This is a genomic window from Prolixibacteraceae bacterium (assembly GCA_019856515.1).
Taxonomy (GTDB): domain Bacteria; phylum Bacteroidota; class Bacteroidia; order Bacteroidales; family Prolixibacteraceae; genus Halosquirtibacter; species Halosquirtibacter xylanolyticus.
Genome location: CP082230.1, coordinates 4,378,508 through 4,400,743, shown reverse-complemented (window position 1 = coordinate 4,400,743; position 22,236 = coordinate 4,378,508). Strand labels below are relative to the sequence as shown.

12 protein-coding genes are annotated in these 22,236 nt (G+C 38.4%); 3 read left to right on the top strand and 9 right to left on the bottom strand.

The genetic code is table 11. The annotated features are described in order from the left end of the window. Positions 1-11: 11 nt before the first annotated feature. The 3 genes from K5X82_16115 to kduI all read right to left on the bottom strand — a co-directional run bounded on the left by K5X82_16115 (position 12) and on the right by kduI (position 3,050). Positions 12-1,289: a DUF4861 domain-containing protein gene (locus tag K5X82_16115; GenBank protein QZT36753.1), complete on the bottom strand. Its 1,278-nt coding sequence runs from the start codon at positions 1,287-1,289 to the stop codon at positions 12-14. An 85-nt stretch (positions 1,290-1,374) separates the two neighbouring features. After that, positions 1,375-2,166 carry a gluconate 5-dehydrogenase gene (locus K5X82_16110; GenBank protein QZT36752.1) on the bottom strand — a complete coding sequence of 264 codons (792 nt, stop codon included), beginning with the start codon at positions 2,164-2,166 and terminating at the stop codon, positions 1,375-1,377. A gap of 41 nt (positions 2,167-2,207) precedes the next feature. Then, the gene (kduI, locus tag K5X82_16105) at positions 2,208-3,050 is read right to left on the bottom strand and encodes a 5-dehydro-4-deoxy-D-glucuronate isomerase (protein ID QZT36751.1); all 843 of its coding nucleotides are present in this window, start codon (positions 3,048-3,050) and stop codon (positions 2,208-2,210) included. A gap of 335 nt (positions 3,051-3,385) precedes the next feature. On the opposite strand from kduI, the gene K5X82_16100 reads away from it, so the two are divergent. Further along, complete coding sequence (locus K5X82_16100) at positions 3,386-4,405, top strand: LacI family transcriptional regulator (protein ID QZT36750.1); 1,020 nt, start codon at positions 3,386-3,388, stop codon at positions 4,403-4,405. Positions 4,406-5,570: 1,165 nt separating this feature from the next. Here K5X82_16100 and K5X82_16095 read toward each other — a convergent pair. The 4 genes from K5X82_16095 to K5X82_16080 form a co-directional block, all read right to left on the bottom strand. After that, on the bottom strand, positions 5,571-6,977 hold the full coding sequence (locus K5X82_16095) for a sulfatase-like hydrolase/transferase (GenBank protein ID QZT36749.1): 1,407 nt from the start codon (positions 6,975-6,977) through the stop codon (positions 5,571-5,573). Between the two features lie 30 nt (positions 6,978-7,007). Next, positions 7,008-8,513, bottom strand: coding sequence for a sulfatase (locus K5X82_16090; GenBank protein QZT36748.1), 1,506 nt, complete (start codon positions 8,511-8,513; stop codon positions 7,008-7,010). A 4-nt stretch (positions 8,514-8,517) separates the two neighbouring features. After that, positions 8,518-11,619, bottom strand: coding sequence for a hypothetical protein (locus K5X82_16085; GenBank protein ID QZT36747.1), 3,102 nt, complete (start codon positions 11,617-11,619; stop codon positions 8,518-8,520). 243 nt (positions 11,620-11,862) lie between these two features. After that, positions 11,863-13,074 (bottom strand): glycoside hydrolase family 88 protein, encoded by a 1,212-nt coding sequence (locus tag K5X82_16080; protein ID QZT36746.1) that lies wholly within the window; start codon positions 13,072-13,074, stop codon positions 11,863-11,865. Between the two features lie 512 nt (positions 13,075-13,586). On the opposite strand from K5X82_16080, the gene K5X82_16075 reads away from it, so the two are divergent. Next, on the top strand, positions 13,587-16,499 hold the full coding sequence (locus K5X82_16075) for a hypothetical protein (GenBank protein ID QZT36745.1): 2,913 nt from the start codon (positions 13,587-13,589) through the stop codon (positions 16,497-16,499). Positions 16,500-16,517: 18 nt separating this feature from the next. Continuing rightward, entirely contained in the window at positions 16,518-20,651 is a 4,134-nt protein-coding gene (locus K5X82_16070; GenBank protein ID QZT36744.1) for a hypothetical protein, read from the top strand. 713 nt (positions 20,652-21,364) lie between these two features. Here K5X82_16070 and K5X82_16065 read toward each other — a convergent pair. Further along, a complete protein-coding gene (locus tag K5X82_16065; protein ID QZT36743.1) occupies positions 21,365-21,640 on the bottom strand; it encodes a hypothetical protein in 276 nt (91 codons plus the stop codon). Positions 21,641-21,785: 145 nt separating this feature from the next. Beyond that, positions 21,786-21,971, bottom strand: a complete 186-nt coding sequence (locus K5X82_16060; GenBank protein ID QZT36742.1) for a hypothetical protein — start codon at positions 21,969-21,971, stop codon at positions 21,786-21,788. Positions 21,972-22,236 lie beyond the last annotated feature (265 nt).

The window sequence follows — 22,236 nt, the reverse complement described above, 5'->3', positions numbered from 1 at the left end:
CTCTGATTATGTTATTTGTTATACGTAATTGCAATTGGATGTGCGATTCTTTCACTCTCCGCTTTCATCATCTCCTTGAAAGTATCGTGTGAAGCCCACTTCTTATTCTCCTCTTCCCATACAGCAAAGAAGTAATGTGTAGAAGGTTGGCTAGATAATTTCTGTGTCAAATAGAAAGTCTCCGTTACCGCTTTTCTATATCTATTTTTTGCAAACTCAGGAGAACCCAAAGGATAAACAGTTGCTTCAGGAGCATTTGCAGACTTTACAAACTCCTTAGTAGGAATCAAAATCCCCATACCCAAGTTATCTTTATTTTCAGATTGCTTGTCTAGAGTAGATCCCATCACAAAATGACCCATCTTCTCCAAAGAAGTAGGCGTTTTCAAATATGAAGTAACAATACCTACTGCCAATGTACTTTCTGGGTTCGCACCTTTTACAGTCACATCACTTTTAAACCAATAATGACCACCCCAAATGGTAACACGCTCTTTAGCCTCTAAATCCTTATTCTCAACATGCCATCCTTTATAATCAAGATCAAAGATAGAACGTACTGGCCCTTTACTTACCAAAGTAAATTCAAAAACATCGGTACTTCCTAAACGATACAAAGAGTCATTCTGACACAAAGCTAGTCCACCTGATCCAAGAGACGCACCAACATGAAGAACATCCATTCCCCAATCATTCAATTGGTGATAGTTTCCTTTTGCCCCAACATTATCCAAAATCATATCTTCGGTTAACTTACCAAATAGATCTTTTGCATTTCTAATATCGAAGTAGTTACGAAAAGCCATCTTATCATTCTCCCATGCAACACTCTCCGACTGGTAACGCAATGGTTTACCTTGGAAGCCTTTAGGAGAGAAAGCGTGATCCACTCCTTTAAAACCCTCTTTTTTATTACCCACTCCCAAACGAACATTTGTTCTTTGTTTGAATACAGGCATCTCCGAGCTCTTCACATATTTAATCGTCAAAGTTACTTGCTCTTTTGGCTTGAAGCTATACAAAAATGCAAACTCATCCCATTTACCGTCATGGTCTAAATCATCAACCTGTGAAGGCAATGCTTTACCATTTAACAAAACTGAAGGTACCATATCGTCTGAAGCAGCAACTCCAGCAATTTTCTCCACCTCTGCACGACCAATAACCACGGGCTCGTCTGCACGTTCTACATCTAAATTGTTTTCTAGTTTGATATTCGTTTTACTTGAAGAACATCCAAACAAAACCAACACAAACATCCATACTGCATATTTATATAGCCTTACCATAATAACTTTTACTTAAATATTATTTTTTGCAAAACAAGAAGAGACCAAGGGAATAAATCCTTGGTCTCTAAAATATAATTGTCTCTTACGCTTCGTTAGAAGGTTTTCCGATTGTAGCAAGAATACCACCATCTACATAAACAACGTGACCGTTAACGAAATCACTTGCTTTAGATGCTAGGAATACAGCTGTACCACCTAGATCTTCAGGGTTACCCCATCTTGCAGCTGGCGTACGGTTAATAATAAAATCGTTAAATGGATGACCATCAACACGGATAGGCTCAGTTTGCGCAGTTGCAAAATAACCAGGTCCGATTCCATTCGTTTGAATACCATACTTAGCCCACTCAGTAGCCATGTTTCTAGTCAACATTTTCAAACCACCTTTAGCTGATGCATAAGCACAAACATCATTACGTCCAAGTTCACTCATCATTGAACACATGTTAATGATTTTTCCCTCACGACGCTCGATCATCTTACGACCAACATATTTACCCATGATGAAAGGTCCAACAAGGTCAATATCGATAACTTGACGGTAATCTTTAACTTCCATATCTTGCATAGGAACACGCTTGATAATACCAGCATTGTTTACTAGAATACCAATTGGTCCAACTTCTGCTTCGATCTGTTCAACAGCTGCGATCACTGCCTCTTCATTTGTTACATCAAACAAATAACCTTTTGCATCGATACCTTTCGCTTTATACTCCTCGATTGCAACATCAAGTTTTTCTTGATTCAAATCATTTACGATGATCTGTGCACCAGCCTCACCAAGTGCAGAAGCAATAGCCATTCCTAGTCCGTGAGTAGCTCCTGTTACAAGAGCATTCTTCCCTTTTAAGCTAAATAAATCTAAAATCATTGGTCTTATATTTAATGATGTTCTTATATCCTGTTAATTAATTATCGTAGATCTGGTGTTGCAATAACATCCATATCTCCGTAAGCTAGATTCTCTCCGCCCATACCCCAGATAAAAGTATAATTACTTGTTCCTGCTGCTGAGTGAATTGACCATGTTGGTGAGAAAATTGCTTGCTCATTCTGCATCCATACGTGACGTGTCTCTGTTGGCTCACCCATCATATGACAAATAGAATGATTCTTAGGCACTTCAAAATAGAAATAAGCCTCCATACGACGACTATGTGTATGTGCTGGCATGGTATTCCATACACTTCCTGGGTGTAACTCAGTCATACCCATCTGCAATTGGTTTGTTTTGATGGTATCATTAACAATTAGCTTGTTTAATGTACGACGGTTTGAAGACTCTGCCTCACCTAACTCAATAACAATTGCATCCTCGCGACCTACTTTTACTGTTGGGAAAGCTTGGTGTGCAGGAGCTGAATTCATATAGAAACGAGCAGGGTTAGCTGCATCACAACTTTTCAATACAATCTCTTTACATCCCATTCCTACATAGATTGCCTCTTTATAGTCAATCTCGTATTCTGTTCCGTCAACAACAACAATACCTTTTGATCCAACGTTAACAATTCCTAGTTCACGACGATCCAAGAAGTTCTCACTCTTTAATGGTTCGATAGTCTCTAGTACGATCTCTTGGTTTACTGGAATAACTCCACCTACCATTAAACGATCATAGTGTGAGTAGTTCCAAACGATTTTATCCTCGTTTAATACTGTCTCAACAAGGAACTCTTCTCTTAATCTCTGCGTATCGTAAGTCTTAGCATCACGTGGATGTGTTGCAAAAACTTCTCTGTAGTTTTCAGCCATCTTTATATAAATATTTAATCTATTATTTTATCTCAAATATGATAAGCACAAATATAAAGGATTAGTTGAAATATGCGCAATCGTTTTCGCATATTTTTTCACCTATTCTAAAACATATTTGATTAACAAAATGCAACAACACACCACATACACCTAATAAACAACACATTACGTAATTCAACACAAAATATTACTGTGCAAACTTTTACTTTTTCTTATTTCGATTTGCACAATGCAACAGTTTGGACCTATATTTGTGCAACAATTGCACAAATATAGAATTTAACACTTATCGTCAAATTCTACACAAATCAAACAACACCTGATACCGAGATATGGAACAAAATATAACGATTCATGACATAGCTAAAAAGCTTGGAATTTCAAGTTCTACGGTCTCTAGAGCACTAAATAACAACTCAAGAATTAGTGATAAGACCAAAGCAAAAGTTCTAGAGCTAGCCAATGAGCTTGGATACAAACCCAATGCTGCAGCTACTGCTTTGCGCATGAAACGCACAAAAACCATCGGACTAATTATTCCTAAGATTAACCGACATTTCTTCTCCGATGCAATTAATGGAGTAGAGAAATATGCAAAAAGCAAGGGTTATAATGTCATTATTACCCAAAGCAATGAAAGTGAAGCGCAAGAAAAAGAGTGTATTCAAACTCTACTTCACGCAGGGGTAGATGGGATTATCGCATCTATTGCACTAGTAAAAAATGACTACCAACACTACTATAAGATTATCGACAGAGAAGTTCCATTGGTCTTCTTTGATCGAATATGTGATGAAATAGAGTCAAATAAGGTAGTAGTGGATGATTTTAAAGGAGGATTCCTTGCTGCTGAACATCTTATTTCGCAAGGCTGCAAACAAATTGCTCATATTGCAGGACCACAACATCTAAATTTGTATATTAATAGAACACAGGGATTCTTCAAAGCATTGCGCAAACACAACATGGAGCCTTTCGCAAGTGAAATCCTTGAAAACTATCTTACCAGAGAAGAGGGGGAAGAAGCTGCAAAGATTCTATTAGGTGGCAAAAAAAGACCAGATGCTATATTTGCATCCAACGATACAGTATGTTTAAGCCTCATCGAATATGCAAAACAACACAATATTGCAATTCCAGACGAACTTGCCATTATCGGATTCAGTAATGAACCCTACGCAAAATTAATTTCCCCATCACTTTCAACTATTGAACAGAGGGGATATGATGTAGGGTACAAAGCCACAGAACTCCTGATTACAAACATTGATAATCAAACAAATACACACGAAACTATCGTTCTTCCAATTAAACTTATAGAGAGAGAATCTTCCGCTAAGAAAAAAAAATAAAAAATAATTACTTTTTAGGGTAGGGTACAAAGGGGGTATATCGGTATAAAAGTGTAAAGGGGATAATAGATGTAGTATTTACGTTTTAAGAGGTTTAAACCTCTTTAGTAGTCACTACTATTTGAATGGCCTTGTTAGAGTAGAATTAATACGTTAATGTGTTGTGTTGTTGCTTAAAATTTTACTACTCTATACAAGGCCATTCGTTTGTTTAATCGTCACGTAATTCAACAAACAACCCTATCCAAAATGCTATTTCAAAAACGATAAACTCTACAACGAGATAGCTTCTCTATAACCAAAAATCATACGCTCTAGAGAAAAAACATTCATATCGATGGCTCTTTCCAAGTTTTGATGGGTAACCATATAGCATTGCAACCAAATCATCAATACAACACTATATTCTCCAATCAAATTACGATAAACAGACCATCGTTTAGTGTAGGTTTAAGCTTTTTGAACCCATTACGATAATAATTTCATCAAAAACATCACGAACACATATCGCTATGGATTGTTAACTCTTTTGCATCACCAAACCGATAGCATGACAATAGAATATTGATCTATTAAACATTTTTGATGAATGAACTATCAATGAAGTATCCTTGAAGTATCAATAAACTACGAAGGAAACCCTATCTAAATAGTATCCTAAAGGATACAACCTGCGAGATTAAGACGTTTTAGATAAATCGAGATTCATAAAGAACTTTTAAAGCCCCCATCAGCTGACTAACATGCTACTATCCCCTGATTTCTCTTGGATATCATTCCAAGTATATTCGAAATTCCCTCACCCAAAATGGGAAATCGATGAATGAACTTCGAGTGAACTTTGAATGAACTTCGAGCCATCTCAGGGGAAAAGCAGGAGCAAGTAGCTTGTGGGGCAGAGTAAGGTGATATTGCTGTGGTCGGATGTGATAATGGTGTTCTATTTATTATGGTCACCCACCAAGTTCCAGAAAGAGCAAAAAAAATACCAACTCTAATCTTAGATGAAGTGAATCCATCATCTAAAATAGAATTGGTATTTATTTTGACAGGCATACCCATCTATATAGATTCGAATTAACGATTGAATAATCTAATAGAGGTCACAATTGGCAAGGCTCTTGATGTTTTCAACATTAAATTCTATCCATTATTTAATAGCGAATTACAATTCAAATGAATCACTTGTATCCTTCATCCATACCTTCAAGGCATCAATATGTTTACGCTTGACACCATCATAGTTACTGTCATAAGCCAAGTTTTTCATCTCACCTGGATCTGCATCCATATCAAAGAGCTGCTCTTTACGGTAACCTTGTTCATATACTACGTACTTATATTTTCCAGAACGAACCATACGTCCTTTTACACCAAAGGTTACTTTCGACAAACAGAATTCAGTTTCCGAGATAGTATACTCACGATCAAATGAAGATCGATCACCTAATGCCAACTTGAACAATGGTTTCCCTTTCATATACAAAGGGGCCTCTACTCCTGCTATCTCAAGCATCGTTGGAATAAGGTCAATACCAGTAGAAACAGGAAGATCAGTATAATCACACACCTCCGTATGTCCTTTCCAGCTAATCATAAAAGGTACCCTAGCAGCTTCATCATAAAGAATCTGCTTCTGATTCCATTTATGGTGCGCATTTCCATCACCATGATCACTCGTAAAGATAATCACCGTATTATCTAATAGATCTTCCTCCTCAAGTGCATCTAAAATAGGCTTCAAATGAGCATCTACTTTTTCAATCAAACGATAGTAAGCCCAACGATACTGTCTCCACTTTTCGTCACTCCACTTATCCGTTGGATATGTACGTTTCGACAACGAATGCACATAACGAATCACATCTGGTTCTAACTCAGGAATCTCAAAGTTATCTGGCAATGCAGGACACTGATCCCCAGCTGGAGGAACACCAATCTCATCATTCTTCATCGCCTCTCCTCTAGCCCACTGACAGATATCATGTGGATTAACAAATGAGGAAACCAACAAAAATGGTTTATCCCTCTTCTGCTTCAAGAACTCGATAGATGAACCAGCCACATCTGGATCCAAATTATTGGCTCTAGCATGCTTTATATAATCAAACCCATGAACATTTATATCTTTCGGATCAGCTGTCAAGTGCCACTTTCCAACATAACCCGTATCGTATCCTGCAGATTTCATCACATTACCCATATAAGGGAATTTCGTAGTATCCCATTCCGCCTTAAGGTTATTAATAGGTACATTAATCTCATGAGGATACATCGCGGTCATCATACTACAACGACATGGGACACATAGTGGTGTTGTAGCATATGCTTTCTTAAAATTCATCGCATGCTTGGCAATACGATCCATTGCAGGGGTCTTCAAATCCTTATTTCCATATGCACTTAACGCTTCAGCACACTGCTGATCAGTCATTACAAAAAGAATATTTGGACGTGTCTGACTATTTTTTTTCTTCCTTCTAAATGGCGTAGCAGCACTACCCATAGTAGAAGCCACACCAACAGCAGAAGCTGTTAGTGCACCTTTCTTTAAAAAATCTCTTCTCTTCATCGCTTACGTAATCTTTTAATTCCTTCCCAATTAAATATAGCTGATAAAATAATCCTTCGTCTCATGCAACAACTTCTCAAGCATGGAGTGAAGCTCCTTTTCCACCTCTGGTTTCTGACCAGCGATATTGGTCATTTGGTACGGATCATTAATATCATCATACATAAAGATGTGCTTCTCATTCTTCTTATCGTATGCAATAACATAACTATATTGATGAGTCTTTACCCCTCTACGTTTCTCATTCTCCTCTTCTGGCTTATCAAAGAAATATAGTGCAGCTTCTGGCCTATCAAAACTCTCTCCTCTAAATACTGCAGAATAATCATTTCCTTCAACTCCTGCAGGGATTTTATCTTTAAGTCCTAAGTAAGATAAAAGGGTAGGCATAATATCTGGAACACTCAACAACAGATTATCATTACCTGGCTGTATATTCTTTGGCCAACGTACAATAAATGGAATTTGGAATGCTTCCTTATACCAAACATTCTTATGCATCAACCCGTGACTACCCAACATCTCCCCATGGTCAGAACAGAAAATCACAATCGTATCATCCTTTAAACCCTGCTTCTCAAGAACATCTAAGGCACGACCAATTTGATCATCCACACCTTCAACACAAGCGAAATAATCTTTTGCTTGCGATAGTTTCTTCTCAACACCCGCATCTCCAAATCCAGTCTCTCTGTTGAAATCAGGAAAATCAGTCTGCACATTTGGTCTATTCAATAGATCCTCGTTGGTCATCCCTTCAAAACGTTTCTTATATTTTGCAGGAACCTCCGTAAATGGAGTATGAGGAGGATTAATCCCCCAACACATAAAGAATGGCTTCTCTTCATCTCTAAACTTACCATCTTTATTCTCTAAATAGTCAATCAAAACATTCGCTTCATGTTCTGGAGACCACTCATTGACATCTGTGCGCTCACTCTCTTTCGCATCGTTCACCCAATAATATGGATGGTTATGACGGTTGTGCGTTCCATAAGAGTACCAAAATTCAAATCCATGACGATGTGCCCCCGGTGGACAATACGAATCCCAAATATTAGGTTCACCTGGTTTTGTTGGTGTAGGTCCATCTAAGTGCCATTTACCAAGATATCCTGTTGCATAACCTTCATTCTTCAAAACATCAGACAAACACACTTCATCTGGCTTCAAAAAGTTGCCATATTTAGTACGCCCAGAGTGACAATTAGACTGAACACCATTGCTTAATGGATATTTCCCTGAAAATAACATACCACGGAAAGGGCTACATAAAGGATGGTTACTCACAGCATCCGTAAAGTGAACTCCTTCACTCGCCAACTTATCTATATTCGGCGTCAACACAGGATCGTTCTTTAAGAATCCCAACGATTGCTTTCTGTACTGATCAGGGAAAATAAATAAGATATTAGGTCTCTTCTTCTCCTCATTCTTCGCACAGCTACTTAGTAGATTACTCGATACTAATCCTACCCCAGCCGTTGCTGCCGTAGTTCGCTTTACAAAGCTCCTTCGTGATATGTTTTTACTCATCGGTTTAATTCTTTTTTAGCTTCACATCATTGGTCATTCCATGTTGACACAAGAAGATCAGCTCAGTTTTACCATTACTAAGATGATTAACCACACAATTAGCTCCATCATCTAACGACCAATCGCCATTGAGGGTAATCTTTATCTTTGATTCTTTACCTTCGTTTTTATACCAATCTCTAGAATACACACTACGCTCTACGTAGTTATCATTATCATCAAATTGAACATCTGCAGGACCATTATAAAGATGGAGATCTGGATCACAAACACTCAAATGAAGTATTTTCTTTTCCATCTTACTCATCATCAAACATGGCATATCAACGACACTCACCAACTCATCATCTACATTACGATTTCTCGCAAAAAAAGCATATCCTTTCACATTAGATGTATGATCCTCAACAATATGCGCTTCACGATCATTCTGTTGTACAAAATATGGGTGCGAATCATCATAACGCATCGCCTTCATAAAATGCTTAACTTCAGAATCAGAAGGCTGAACCAACATCACATACTCATAGGAAGCATCCGATGGAGCATTACCGTGATTAATTACGGCTGTAGCAAAATCATTCTCTGTTCTGTACTTACTTGACTGATCTCTAGAAATTTGATGTTTTCTCTCTACGACCACATTATATCGGTATGGTACATAGAAGAAATTTCCAACATTATCTTTTAAATATGTATCCCTACGTTCTGTAACATCATTCTGCCACTCATAAGGGAACTTATTAATCTCTTTTTTATTCAATTCAATAGGTTCGTCTTTCCCCTTCAAATTGGTTTGGAACAGCGTCGTTTCTGTCGAAAACAGACTATTCTCATTCTGTATATCCGAACCCAAACAGACAATCTTATCATCGAAAAAGAAAACAGACTTTCTTGCTTTGAACGAAGCATCATATTTCACATTTTGATGTAGTCGCATAGCCCAAACACCATACTTTTTCTCAAAATTCAATCCTCCACAAAAAGCTTCATCCGATAACAACATCTCCTCTTTTCCACTCACATTGTCCACTTTCTTCATATCTGCCTGTAGACTATCAATAGGTAGATGAATCGTCGTCGTACCTGGAATACGTGCCCAATCCCATCCCCACTGCCTGAAACCAGACGTGAAATTACTTGGTGTACTTCCTGTTCTAGAAGCCAACACTTCCAATGCTCCATAAGTCAAATAACGACCATAATTATTTGCATCAGGATAATGTTCTGACGACCATAAATATCTAGAGTGACCATGTGCAGTAACCAACCAATTATCTCTTCGGTGAATAGACAATGCAGAATAATTCATCGTCCAATTACCAGAAGGAAAGGCCTCTGCTACACCACCTTTTTTTACAATATACTGTGCTTGCGGATCTGAATCGGCATCATCCACCAAGCGTAAGAACACTCCTGCCATATCAGGATCAATCTCATTACCCCCATCAGGTGTACCTGCCAACGACATATACTTATAATATTCTGTCAATAGACGCCCTGTTCCTTTTGGATGACGTCCAGATAAAGACAGTGGCCATACATACTTATTACAATACAGACGTGTCATCAATAAAGAACGCTTTAAGTTCCTATGTCCATCAGGACTGACAGCAAAACCAGTTTGCGAAAGGACATACACCATTCTACAAGCATTCTTATATCCTCCAGTTGCATAAGCTGGATAGTTATTCGCATGATGAAAAACAGATCCATCAGGCTTAAAAGAATCCTCTAAACCAGGAGCCAATGCCAACCCGTTATTTAAATATCGAACAAAACAGTTCAAATACTGCACTCGAACAGATGGATCATCTATCAATAAAATACTTGACAGACGTCCCATGATGGTTGTATTAAAAGCATCGATACTGATACCTTTCTCTTTAGGAGAAACTAATATCTCTCCTAACCCGCTGAACCAAGCCAAATCTCTTTGAGCCTGACCAACAGAGTGTCCAGCCTTCAACACATCTCTCATTAAGAAATATGCATCATATAAACTACGTAAATTATATCCTAAATGGTGAAGAGTTCCCATTCCACTTCCTTCACACCACCCTTGATCCATCAGATGCGTACGCAAATTAAGAAACATGGTAGCCAACTCTTTCTTTATAGAATCTGCATTATCCACTCCGTCTGCACTCACATAAGCACAAGCAATACGATACATCAATGAAGCGTACGACTTCATATCCATCTTATTTTGTCTAAAATAACTCTTCGTATCCTTCGTATGAGAAGTGTACATATCCGCAAAACGAGAGAAAATAATAGGTCGTCCTATAAGAGATTTATCTGGATTCAAACGGATTCCATAAAAATCATAATCCTTTCTTAAGCGTGCCAAAGAGGAAGGTGTAACTAAAGTTGGCGAATAGACCATATTCTTAAACCTTGCCTCGATAGCCTTAAGATCAGCCAACTCCTGCTCTGTCACTGCATGAACAGGGATATTGGGCTTATTTAGTGCCGATTTTAATAACGTCTGCCAATGATTCGTCGAATAGAAATTAACATATGGAACTTGATAATCACCGGTAGGATACCTAGAATCTATTGTCTCTGATAACACCATATGATCAAAGTATAATGTCCCTTTATGACCCGCGGGAGCAACAATTTTCATTTGATCCATTCCATCCACAGGAGAACCTTTCATGTCCTTCTCATAGTTGATCCAAACTGCTCTCCATCCTTTAAAATTCATGCCCATGTCAAACCAACATGACTTCTCTCCTGACTTATAAAACTGAAAAGTCATCTTTCCCTCTCTCGTTGGGTGCTCGTTGTATACCCAACAAACAAATGTTGGCTCCAAATACTTCTGCTTCTTCAATGATACATTTAGATTCGTAACATCAATGAATGAACCTGGCACATACGACCATTTTAAACTTGAAGCACCATGCTTGTAGTGATACTTCGAAATGCTCAAAGAAGATCCTGTAGAGGCAACCCATGAATCATCTACTTTTGTTTCGAATGACAAAAGCCCTTTATAGGTAATCTCATTAGCACAAATACCTTTAGTACTGCTTAAGAGAAAACAAATAAACAACAAGAGACCTTGTCTTTTCCATTTGTGATGATCGTTTCTCATATACGTTTTCCTATTTAAACTGTTGCAATAAAATTAAATTCTTATAAACGAAAGTACTACATTATATCACAGGTAGTCCCATTTTCGTTTTGGACATCTCCTAAAATACAATATATCTAAATAAATATATGACAAACTAAATAAAATCATCTCATAATCTCTAATCTTGTACAAAAAGAGCATAAAAAAAGAGGTATTTCATTCAGAAACACCCCTTTAAGCATTGTAATAATATGAGACCTATTACTTTTTCTCTAGATTTCTTTTACGAACTAAAGCCTCTAGGAAATAGTAATCTGCATAGTTCAATGGTACATCGATCTCAGCGCCGTGAGGAATACTACCAACAGAGTGCATCAATAAGAAGTTGTTGTTCTCTCCCAACTTAGCTCTATAACTAGGAGATCCAAGACTCTCAACCATCTTATCTGCAGCAGCTTTAAACTTATCACCTTGTGCACCTTCGTTGTACGTTGACAACTCATACAAACCAGAAGCGATTACAGCAGCAGCTGAAGCATCTCTTAAGGTTTTATATTTATCCGTACAATCAAAATCCCATAAAGGAATCATATCCTTTGGCAAACGTGGGTGTGAAAGAACAAAGTTTGCAACGTGATTTGCAAGATCTAAATATCTTTTATCTTTTGTTTCTCTGTAACATACAGCATAACCATATAATGCCCATGCTTGACCTCTAGACCATGCTGACTCATCAGCAAAACCTTGAGCAGTTACACGATTACGTACTTGACCAGTAATACTATCATAGTCTACCACGTGGTATGAACTATAGTCAGGACGGAAATGGTGATCCAAAGTTGTGTTAGCATGTTTGATAGCGATATCTCTAAATGAGTTATCACCAGATAACTTAGAAGCCTCGAACATCAACTCAAGGTTCATCATGTTATCAATAATAACTGGACATTGCCATCCACGCTTAGCTTGCCATCCATGGTTTACGTCCCATGATTGAATACATCCTACTTTAGGACGAAAACGTGTACTCAATGACTTCGCTGCATTAATAATAATTTGCTTATACTCTGGGTTCTTAGTCAAACGGTAACCATTACCAAAACTACAGTAAATCATAAAACCAACATCGTGGTGCTTTGTATTATACTGTACTTCTTCAATAGTCTTATTCACTTTCATGGCACGATCTTTCCAAACATCTTGTCCTGTAAGATCATATAGGTACCACAAAGAACCTGGGAAAAATCCACTAGTCCAAAGCATTGGAGTGTTATAACGTGTCTCTCCGTCAGGAAGAATAGTTCTAGGATTAAGAATAACATTCAAACTATCCATTTTCTTAAACTCTAAGCCAATCTGCTTTTCAGCAAAGATTACATTATCAGCAATAAAGTCCTTCTTTTGCTTCTGCTGACCACCACAGCTAACCAAAGCAAGAAGAGCTATTGCAGCAATACACCAATTCTTCATCATTCTGTTAATTATTTATTGATTTGTATACTTTAATACACATTGAAATCTTCTAGTGCATGAGGATAACCAAACCCTCTCATCAAATATAGCTTCATGCACAATACATCATGAGATCAAATATTAAAATGGTACTAAGAACCACACTCTTTTCCAACAAACAACTAACTAGCAGAACAATAGATACCCTTTTTAAACCAATACCAACAGATCTAATAGCCCTTTTATATCATAAAAATAAAATGTCGAACAATCGTTACACATCGGAACACACCACGACATCTGTTATTAACATATTCCATACCCAACCAGTTGCATATACTCCAAATATCCGTAGTATAAAATCGTTCAAGTACAATTTTACACTACAGCTATTACAACTAATCTACAATGAGTTATCATTCCTATTTATAATGGGACATACCAAGACATAACGGTTTAGATTCTATTCCATATATTTAAATCCGAATTAAAAATCAAGGTTTTTATAATACATATCACACATAATTATTCCAATGAACAGACTTCTAATCATCACACTGCTAACATTAATCACATCGGTCACTTATGGTGCAACCTATCGAATGAACATTAAGTACATCGGACTTGACGGCAAGAAAGTTCCGACACAATGGGTCGCATCTAGCGGAAGTAAGATGAAGATGGACAAATCAAGATACAAGCTAGGGAGAAGATCTCTTCGCTGGGATTATGCATCCAACAAAGATCAGATTGTTTACACAAACCCTGAACTGATCACACAAGCTCTCGAAGAGTACAAAGGTGGGTTTATGACTTGGGTGTATAATAGTAAACCACAGAACGACTCGATAAAAATTGAGTTTCTAGATCAAAACAAAACAAAATTTCACTTCTACTACCACCTAAACTTCAAAGGATGGCGTGCTTGTTGGATTCGCTTTAAAGAGGATATGACTGGGGACAAGTCAACAACAAAATTGGAGAAGATGATCATCCACGCCCCATCAAAAAACAGTACTGGAACACTTTGGTTCGACCGTATGGCATTCCCTAAACGTAGAATACACGACAGGGTTACACCAGATCAACAACTGCCATGGATCAACCCAACCATGAATGAGAATCACTGGGCTGCACTATACCATTGGGAGTCTACATATGAGTGTGATATCAAAGTTGACGGGGAGTTATCCGAAAGACAGAAGAACGAACTTACTGAGATCTACCAAAGAACTCTTAAATATAGCAAAGGATCGAAGCCTAGTGCGAAACAACTAGAGAATGCACTTGACAAGATGGACCTTTGGGGAATTAAAAGATCAAAAGATTCATACATTGGGACACCATTTGTCTCTTTTGACGAGTCATCTCCTGAAGAGATTATTATTCAAGATGCAGGTAAAATACTTAACACATTTGCTAATGACTACTATCACAACAAAAATTTAGCAAGTGCTCAAAATTTCGAACTATTACTAAGTTATTTAATTGACCAAGGTCTTGCCTTTGGTAGTGGAATCGGAACAAATCACCACTATGGTTATCAATTTACACTATATCCTAGAGCCATATTCTTAATGACCAACTATCTAACACGAAAAGGCAAGATAGATCAAATTGGCAAGATGCTTTGTTATTGGACAGGACTACAAGAGATGAGAACCATTCCTGAAATCGGATCTCTTCAAGGGGTAGTGGATAGCTGGCACACAACAGTGCTTCCACGTATCATTGCAGCGGGAACCATCAAAAATGCAAAAGAGAGATATATCGCATATAAGATGATTGAGAGATGGATGGATCAATCTCTTTGCATTGTCCCTGGAACCATGGGAGGAATCAAAGAAGATGGAACCATGTTCCACCACGGAGCAAACTACCCTGCATATAGTGTAGGAGGTCTATTTGGAATTGGCGAATATGTACACATGATGCATAACACGGAGTTCCAACTAAATAAAAACTCTCGTATCAATGTAGCACGCTGTCTTGAAAACCTATTCCACTCTACAAACAAAACTTATTGGGGACTTGGCATCGCTGGTCGCCATCCACTAGGAGGACGTCTAAACAAAGGAACCATCAAACTTTACGGACAAATAGCGATGCTAGGTAACCCATACAACCCAGAAGAGAAAATATGGAAAGAGATCGCATCGATGTATTTGGATGTAGAACCTAACGATACTCCTGTTAAAAAGAAAATGGTAAAAGATGGCATAAAACCTTACGAATATAAAGGTGGAAACTTCTACACCTACAACTATAACTGTCTTGCTACCGTAGATCATAAAAATTGGTTGGCTACAATTAAAGGATACAACCAAGATGTATGGTGTTCAGAAATATATGTTAAAGACAACCGTTTTGGACGGTACCAAAGTTATGGTACGGTCCAAATTCTTTCAAACGGATTAAAAGGTAGTGGGTTCGAAGAGAAAGGATGGGACTGGAACAGAGCACCAGGAGCTACATCGATTCACCTACCACTAGAAGAGCTTGAGAGTTTCCGAAAAGGGGTATTGATGCAACGTTCGAACGAAACTTTTGCTGGGTCTGCAAACCTTAACCATCAAATTGGAGTCTTCGGTACAATCCTTCAAGAAAATAATATGCCTAGATTCACTCCTTCATTCCGTGCTATGAAGAGTGTATTCTATTTCGATAACATGTTGGTGTGTCTTGGAAACAACATCCAAAACGACAACAAAAAGTACCCAACAGAAACAACCATATTTCAAGTAAAGGGAAAAGAGAAAATTAAAACCAAATCAAATATTGCACTACAAAACGGTGCTCTATCAGGCGTAAAATGGGTAAAAGATCCATTCAACAACGGATATATCTTTCCAAATAACACCAACTTATTGTTTGAAAACAAAGAACAGACATCGATGCACAACAAGAGCATGAAGACAACTAAAGGTCGTTTTAGCTCTCTTGTAATCAACCATGGTAAAGCACCTAAAGGAGCTTCATATCAATATGTGATTGTTCCACAAACAAATGACAATAAACTTAAAAGTATCAGCAGTCAGTTTGCAAACAATAGAGCACCATACACCGTGCTTCGCAACGATAGCACTGTCTCGGCAATCAAAACAGCAAAACATGAAGCATACATGTATGCCTTCTACCATGCTGCTACATTAAAACAAGGACCTGTACTCTCCTCTTCTGATGAGAGCTTGGTAATATTCAAAGCAAATAACGAACATGCGACCTTAGTAGTAACAGATCCTTCGATTCATCTACCTAACAGAAAAATGATTCATGACACAGAATCAGAAAAACAAACTGTAACAGTGATCATCGATGGAAAGTGGAAACTATCAGGGAAAAAGAGTGAAGCCGTAAAACAAATTACCAACGATGATAATAAAACTTCCTTTGAAGTGATCTGCTGGAAAGGCAGAAACAACACGATTAAGCTTCATAAGTTCTAAAAATTTAACTAAACTAGAATGAAAAAGATTCTATTTATTCTTGCCCTATGGCTCACTTCTACAGTGAGCTTTGGGCAATACATTGGTTTAGAAGGAGCGGTTCCAGCAAACTGGACCCCTTCTGCTGGAACCAACCTGACAATGAGCTCTACACACTTTAAGCTAGGATCAGAATCAGTACAATGGTCATGGACTGCCGGCTCTAAAATAGAGATTGCCAACCCTGCAAACATGAACAAAGCCCTAAACACTTACAAAGGGGGATTAATGCTATGGATCTATAATGAGACACCAATAGACGACGAGATCGTTGTTGAATTTGGTAATGGAACCAAAGTATCCTATTGGTTTAACTATAAGATTAACTTCAAAGGGTGGAGAGCTTGCTGGATAAGATTCAAGCAAGATATGAAAGGAGCAAAAGATGTCAATTCTCTTGCTTACATGCGTATCAAGGCACCAACAGCACATGCCTCAGGGAAGCTATATTTCGATAGAATGATGTTCCCAAACACACGCATCAACGATCGTGTCACTCCAGATGCACAGCTTCCATATATCAATCCTGAGATGAACACAAACCACTGGGGGGCGGTATACTATTGGGAGAACCTTACAAACTCTACCATTCCTCTAAAGGGAAGCTTAACTGCGGCAGAACAGAAAGAGCTAGAGACATTCACGGACAACATCTATGCCTCTTTAAGCAAGTCGATAAGTAGTGGTGATGTTACCAAAGCAAAGAACTTCTACAACAACATCAATATACAGAGAGTAGATGGACAAATCACGGGGAAACCATATGTCTCAAACGACGAGGCAGACCTAGACAAAGCAGATGATGATATCAAGATGAAAGATATCAACAAGTATCTGTACCTTCTTGCCAAAGCAGCAAAAACCAATAAAGATGCCGAAGCACTAGAGATGTACATCAACATGATGGACTGGGCTATAGATCAAGGATTCGCATACAATAGTGGGATGGGAACCAACCACCACTATGGATATAACTTTACAGGGTTCTGCGAATCAATACTTCTACTACAAGAGGAATTAACAGCGAGAGGCGTTATCGAGAAATACGCTCAAGTAGGAACCTATTGGTCGGGAATACAAGAGTACAAAGCCACCCCACATAATGATGAATTCCAAGGAGTCATTGATAGCTGGAATACAATTACGACTCCTCGTCTATCGAGTATCGCCATCAAATCAAATACCCCTGAGAAATATCGCAACCTACAAGAGATGAAACGATGGATGGACGAATCTCTTAAATACTCAAACGGGACCATTGGTGGTATTAAACCTGACGGATCTTCATACCACCACGGTGCACTATATCCTGCCTATGCAGTAGGTGGTTTTAGTGGTCTTGGTAAATACATCAATTTAACTCGCAACACCCCTTTTGGACTATCAAATGATTCTAGAATCCATATGTGGGATGGTATGAAAGCGATGATACGTTACAGCCAAAAGAGACATTGGGGACTAGGTATTTCAGGACGTCACCCTTTAGAAAATAATGGGCAGATATCCAATGGAACAGTTTACGCAATGGGATACTTGGCAGTAGCTGGAAATCCATATAATGGAAATGATGTATGGGATGAAGTAGGAGCACAATACATGCGCTTCGAATCACGAAATACATCATCACGCAAAGCAATTGTTGCTGCGGGGGTATCTGAAGGAACACCTTACCAAGGAGCATACACATTTAACTACTCTGCTTTTGGTGTATATCGTCGTGACAATTGGATGGTTTCCATCAAAGGATACAACAAATACACATGGGGATCTGAAATATACGAAACAGATAACCGCTATGGACGCTACCAAAGTTATGGTACGGTACAAGTACTAAATGGTGCCAATGCGACTAATGCCAACAATGGATTTAATGAAAATGGATGGGATTGGAACAGAGCACCAGGAGCAACCTATGTTCACCTTCCTTTTGACGAACTAGAATCATATAAAGATGGCGACCATATGGCTGTTGGATCCCACTCTCAACGTGGAGAGATGGCCTTTACTGGATATGCCAACCTAGAGAACCAATATGGTCTTTTTGGTATGCTACTTAGAGAGGAGAACAACCCTAAATTTACACCATCACATCAAGCAGATAAATCAGTATTTGCTTTCGATCGTTATGTAGTATGTTCAGGAACTAATATCTCTAACGACAATGCCACCTATCGAACAGAAACCGCAATATTCCAAAACCAACTATCCAACAAAGCACTTGCCATTGTAGTCGATGGAACTGAGATCACCTCTTTTCCATATGCTCAAGACTTCTCGGATGGCAATGCACACTGGATTATAGACTCAAACGGTAATGGTTATTGGATCAAAGGAGGACAATCTATTGAGATTCGTAAACAGACACAAAACTCAAAATCAAACAATCTAGAACTAGACACAACAGGTGATTTTGCAGTAGCAGTGATCAACCATGGTACCGCCCCCAAAGCAACCTCTTATGAGTATGTCATTCTTCCAAATACGACCACTGCTGAAATGCAAGCATTTGCAACAAAGATGGCATCAACAGAGAAGAGCTATACGATAGAGCATAGCACAACCAACTACCATGTCTATAGTGCCCCAACACAGAATGTAAAAGGGTATTGCTTCTTTAAAGCAGCACCGCTTAGCGACGAGCTAATTAGCCAAGCCAGCCGTGCATGTTTAATATTGACAAAGAAAATCAATGCAGGTCAATATAGGATTAGCTATACCGATCCTGATCTACGTATCGTAGAAGATGGGCCTTTAACAACCAATCCAAGTCAATATGGAGATGGAGTCATTACCCTAAAAGGTAGTTTCGCTTTTGTCGGCACACACCCCAACTGCGAATTGGTATCGAGAGATAGCAAAACAACCGTAATCAAATTCTCGGCCATTCATGGTATGAAGAATGAAGTGGTGGTCGAGAGAGTGGAGAGCCCAATCTTAATTAGTGAAAGTTTTGAGAATGTACCATCAGTAGATAGCTACCAGTTAAGCTATACTTATGACCTATCGAATAAAGACTACTTCAATCGTTATGAGCTGGCAAGTATGAATAAATACTATGCCAATGCCACAAAGATTAATGGAACACATGAAGCATATCTTCTGGCTGGGGCCAATATGCAAGACGCTTCAGGAAATCCTATCGAAGTAACCTTTGCACCTGTATCGCGTCCAACACAGATCAAATCTCTTCACTGTTCATTCCTACTAGGAACACTATTTTCGCCTTCAAATAAATTTGAAGATCTTGACTTCGTTAAGCTTGAATATAAAGACAAAGACGGCAATTACCAGCCTATTGGTCAACTTGTAGGATCAAAATACATACAGAATGGTGCAGCAATAGATCCCAATTATGGGAAACTAGGTACCGATCTCGACCTTAATGGTGTGATAGATGCAGATGCCAACACCCAGTATTCAGACAACACTATGGCAAAGAAGTTTAACTTCGAAATCCATAATATCGACATCAATACCCTAGATTTTCGTATTCAACTAATGTCTGACCAGAATTACGAAGGAGTACATCTAGACCAAGTATTGGTATACGAAATGAAGGACTTGATCCATATAGCAAATATTACAAGAACAGAGACACTACTTTCTGCCCAAGCAGAAGCACAGAAAAGCGGAAAACTGTACTATATTTTTACGGAAAATAAGGTGGAAAATATCACCACCACTTATATCCAAAACACGACAGAGGCGGTAGCAAAAGAGGTGGTTGATGTCAACGGTGGGGTCGGTACATTAATATCACTAGCCAAAACAAGTGATAAAGAACTATATCTATATATGTTCCTAGAAGATGCCGATGGCATACGTTCAGAGATCAAAACCATTGCTTCAACAAACACAGCAAGCAACGATCTACTTCAACACGCTTCTATCAATGCATTCAAATCGATGGGACAACTTCAAGTCGTTGGATTAGACTTTGCCAAAAGCTATACCATCTCCATTTTTAACCTTCATGGAGCGGAGCTACACAAAGAAAGAATCAACAATAGCGAGCAAGTTTTCATCAATCAACTAGAAACACTTCCAAACTTCTTCATCGTAAAAGTGATGGAAGGCAACAGCTATGGAACATTTAAAATTCAGAATAAATAGCAGTAATAACTTCTGAAAAGAGGGGCATCTATCTTCCCATTATAGGTGGATAGAATGAAAAGTCAAAGGTCATATCTTATTTAAAGATATGGCCTCTCTTTTGTCCCATAAACTTGGTAGCATTTTCAAGAGCAAATAGAATGGGATAGCACATACTGATATGATATGATACACTATCCTTCAACCAAACGTTAGAAACGCAGAGTTACATCTCAGTATACTTTACATTCAATATGTCGTAGTTTGTGCCAATTTATCGGCACGAGAGGAATGTTCCAACTCCAGAATACCACAACACACAAATGCGTAAGGCGTGCTAAAGCATTGGCATAAAGCCCCACACTCCAACGTCGATGGAATGAGATAATGATATCGGACCTACAACGCTCTGATTGCGTTTATTCATCCATACGCAGCGCTTCGCACTGGGCTATTAACTGTAGCACTCAGTGCAAGTGCAAGGAAAACAAAAACCCGTGGCCTATCTCTTGCGCTTCAACCTTCGTGTCTTTCTGTCTTCGCGGTTCCAGGCTTACTTGCGACTCAACAAATCCGTGTTAATCCGTCTAATCCGTGGCCATATTTTCCTTGCACCACAACCACAATAAAATCTGTGGTTATCAGTCCAATCTGTTTCATCTGTGTGCCATCCCCTGAGCTTGACACCTTCGTGCCTTAGTGATGCTTTTCCTCCTTGCGCTTCAGGTAATGAATTAAAGAGGGTATTTACCCGGAGCAACCCAATTCTTTGGCATATACTTCTCTATATCTTTTGAACTAGGCATAGATAGACCTAGGCTATCTAATACGGATTCAACATCAACGGGGGTTAGTGAATTTACTACAAATCGAATACCTGCTCCTGCTCCTGTTCTATAGTTGGCTCGAGAACCTCTGCTATAAACATTGGGATGAAAACCTCGAATGGTAACAATACTGTATTGAAAATCATTTAAAGGATTAACTTCTGGAATCTTATAATATTCCATATACCCATTGGATATGCAACTTTTTTCCGGATAAAATATTAAGCCACAGATTTAATGTACTCCTCCATAAACTCAGCAGGTGCTCTGTAACCTAGAACTGAGTGTAGTCTTTTCTTGTTATACCACACTTAGATGAACTCAAATATTAACTGTCTGTCGTGGAGAATATGCCCACCGCTTTTTTTAATATGTCGTACTCCATCTTAACTCTCTTAATTTCTTGTTCTAAAATTCGGATGTGTTTCTCATCCTCTGTTTCCGCAATATTACCATTTCCTTGAAAACTATTATCCTCATACTTTTTAAACTGACGAACCCAACGACGAATCATAGAGCGATCTAATCCATGCTATTCTCCAACTTGAGTAGAACTACGTCCACTCAATACTTGATTGACAACCATCAGATTAAACTCTTTGTCATACCCTTGTCGTTGTTTATCTTTTGTCACAATTCAAATACATAAAACACATACTACCAATAATTTAACCTTACATTCAGTCAAACATAGCAATTCCACCTCTGATAGAAATCCAGATGAATTTCTGAACTGCAATTTGAAACAAGGTTTATCTATAAAGCCCTCTTCTAGAACA

What these genes read in the sequence shown, in the direction of transcription:
- K5X82_16115 (QZT36753.1), bottom strand. Translation starts at nt 1,289, where the DNA reads ATGGTAAGGCTATATAAATATGCAGTATGGATGTTTGTGTTGGTTTTG.
- K5X82_16075 (QZT36745.1), top strand. Translation starts at nt 13,587, where the DNA reads ATGAACAGACTTCTAATCATCACACTGCTAACATTAATCACATCGGTC.
- K5X82_16100 (QZT36750.1), top strand. Translation starts at nt 3,386, where the DNA reads ATGGAACAAAATATAACGATTCATGACATAGCTAAAAAGCTTGGAATT.
- K5X82_16080 (QZT36746.1), bottom strand. Translation starts at nt 13,074, where the DNA reads ATGATGAAGAATTGGTGTATTGCTGCAATAGCTCTTCTTGCTTTGGTT.
- K5X82_16095 (QZT36749.1), bottom strand. Translation starts at nt 6,977, where the DNA reads ATGAAGAGAAGAGATTTTTTAAAGAAAGGTGCACTAACAGCTTCTGCT.
- kduI (QZT36751.1), bottom strand. Translation starts at nt 3,050, where the DNA reads ATGGCTGAAAACTACAGAGAAGTTTTTGCAACACATCCACGTGATGCT.
- K5X82_16085 (QZT36747.1), bottom strand. Translation starts at nt 11,619, where the DNA reads ATGAGAAACGATCATCACAAATGGAAAAGACAAGGTCTCTTGTTGTTT.
- K5X82_16065 (QZT36743.1), bottom strand. Translation starts at nt 21,640, where the DNA reads ATGGAATATTATAAGATTCCAGAAGTTAATCCTTTAAATGATTTTCAA.
- K5X82_16090 (QZT36748.1), bottom strand. Translation starts at nt 8,513, where the DNA reads ATGAGTAAAAACATATCACGAAGGAGCTTTGTAAAGCGAACTACGGCA.
- K5X82_16110 (QZT36752.1), bottom strand. Translation starts at nt 2,166, where the DNA reads ATGATTTTAGATTTATTTAGCTTAAAAGGGAAGAATGCTCTTGTAACA.
- K5X82_16070 (QZT36744.1), top strand. Translation starts at nt 16,518, where the DNA reads ATGAAAAAGATTCTATTTATTCTTGCCCTATGGCTCACTTCTACAGTG.
- K5X82_16060 (QZT36742.1), bottom strand. Translation starts at nt 21,971, where the DNA reads ATGATTCGTCGTTGGGTTCGTCAGTTTAAAAAGTATGAGGATAATAGT.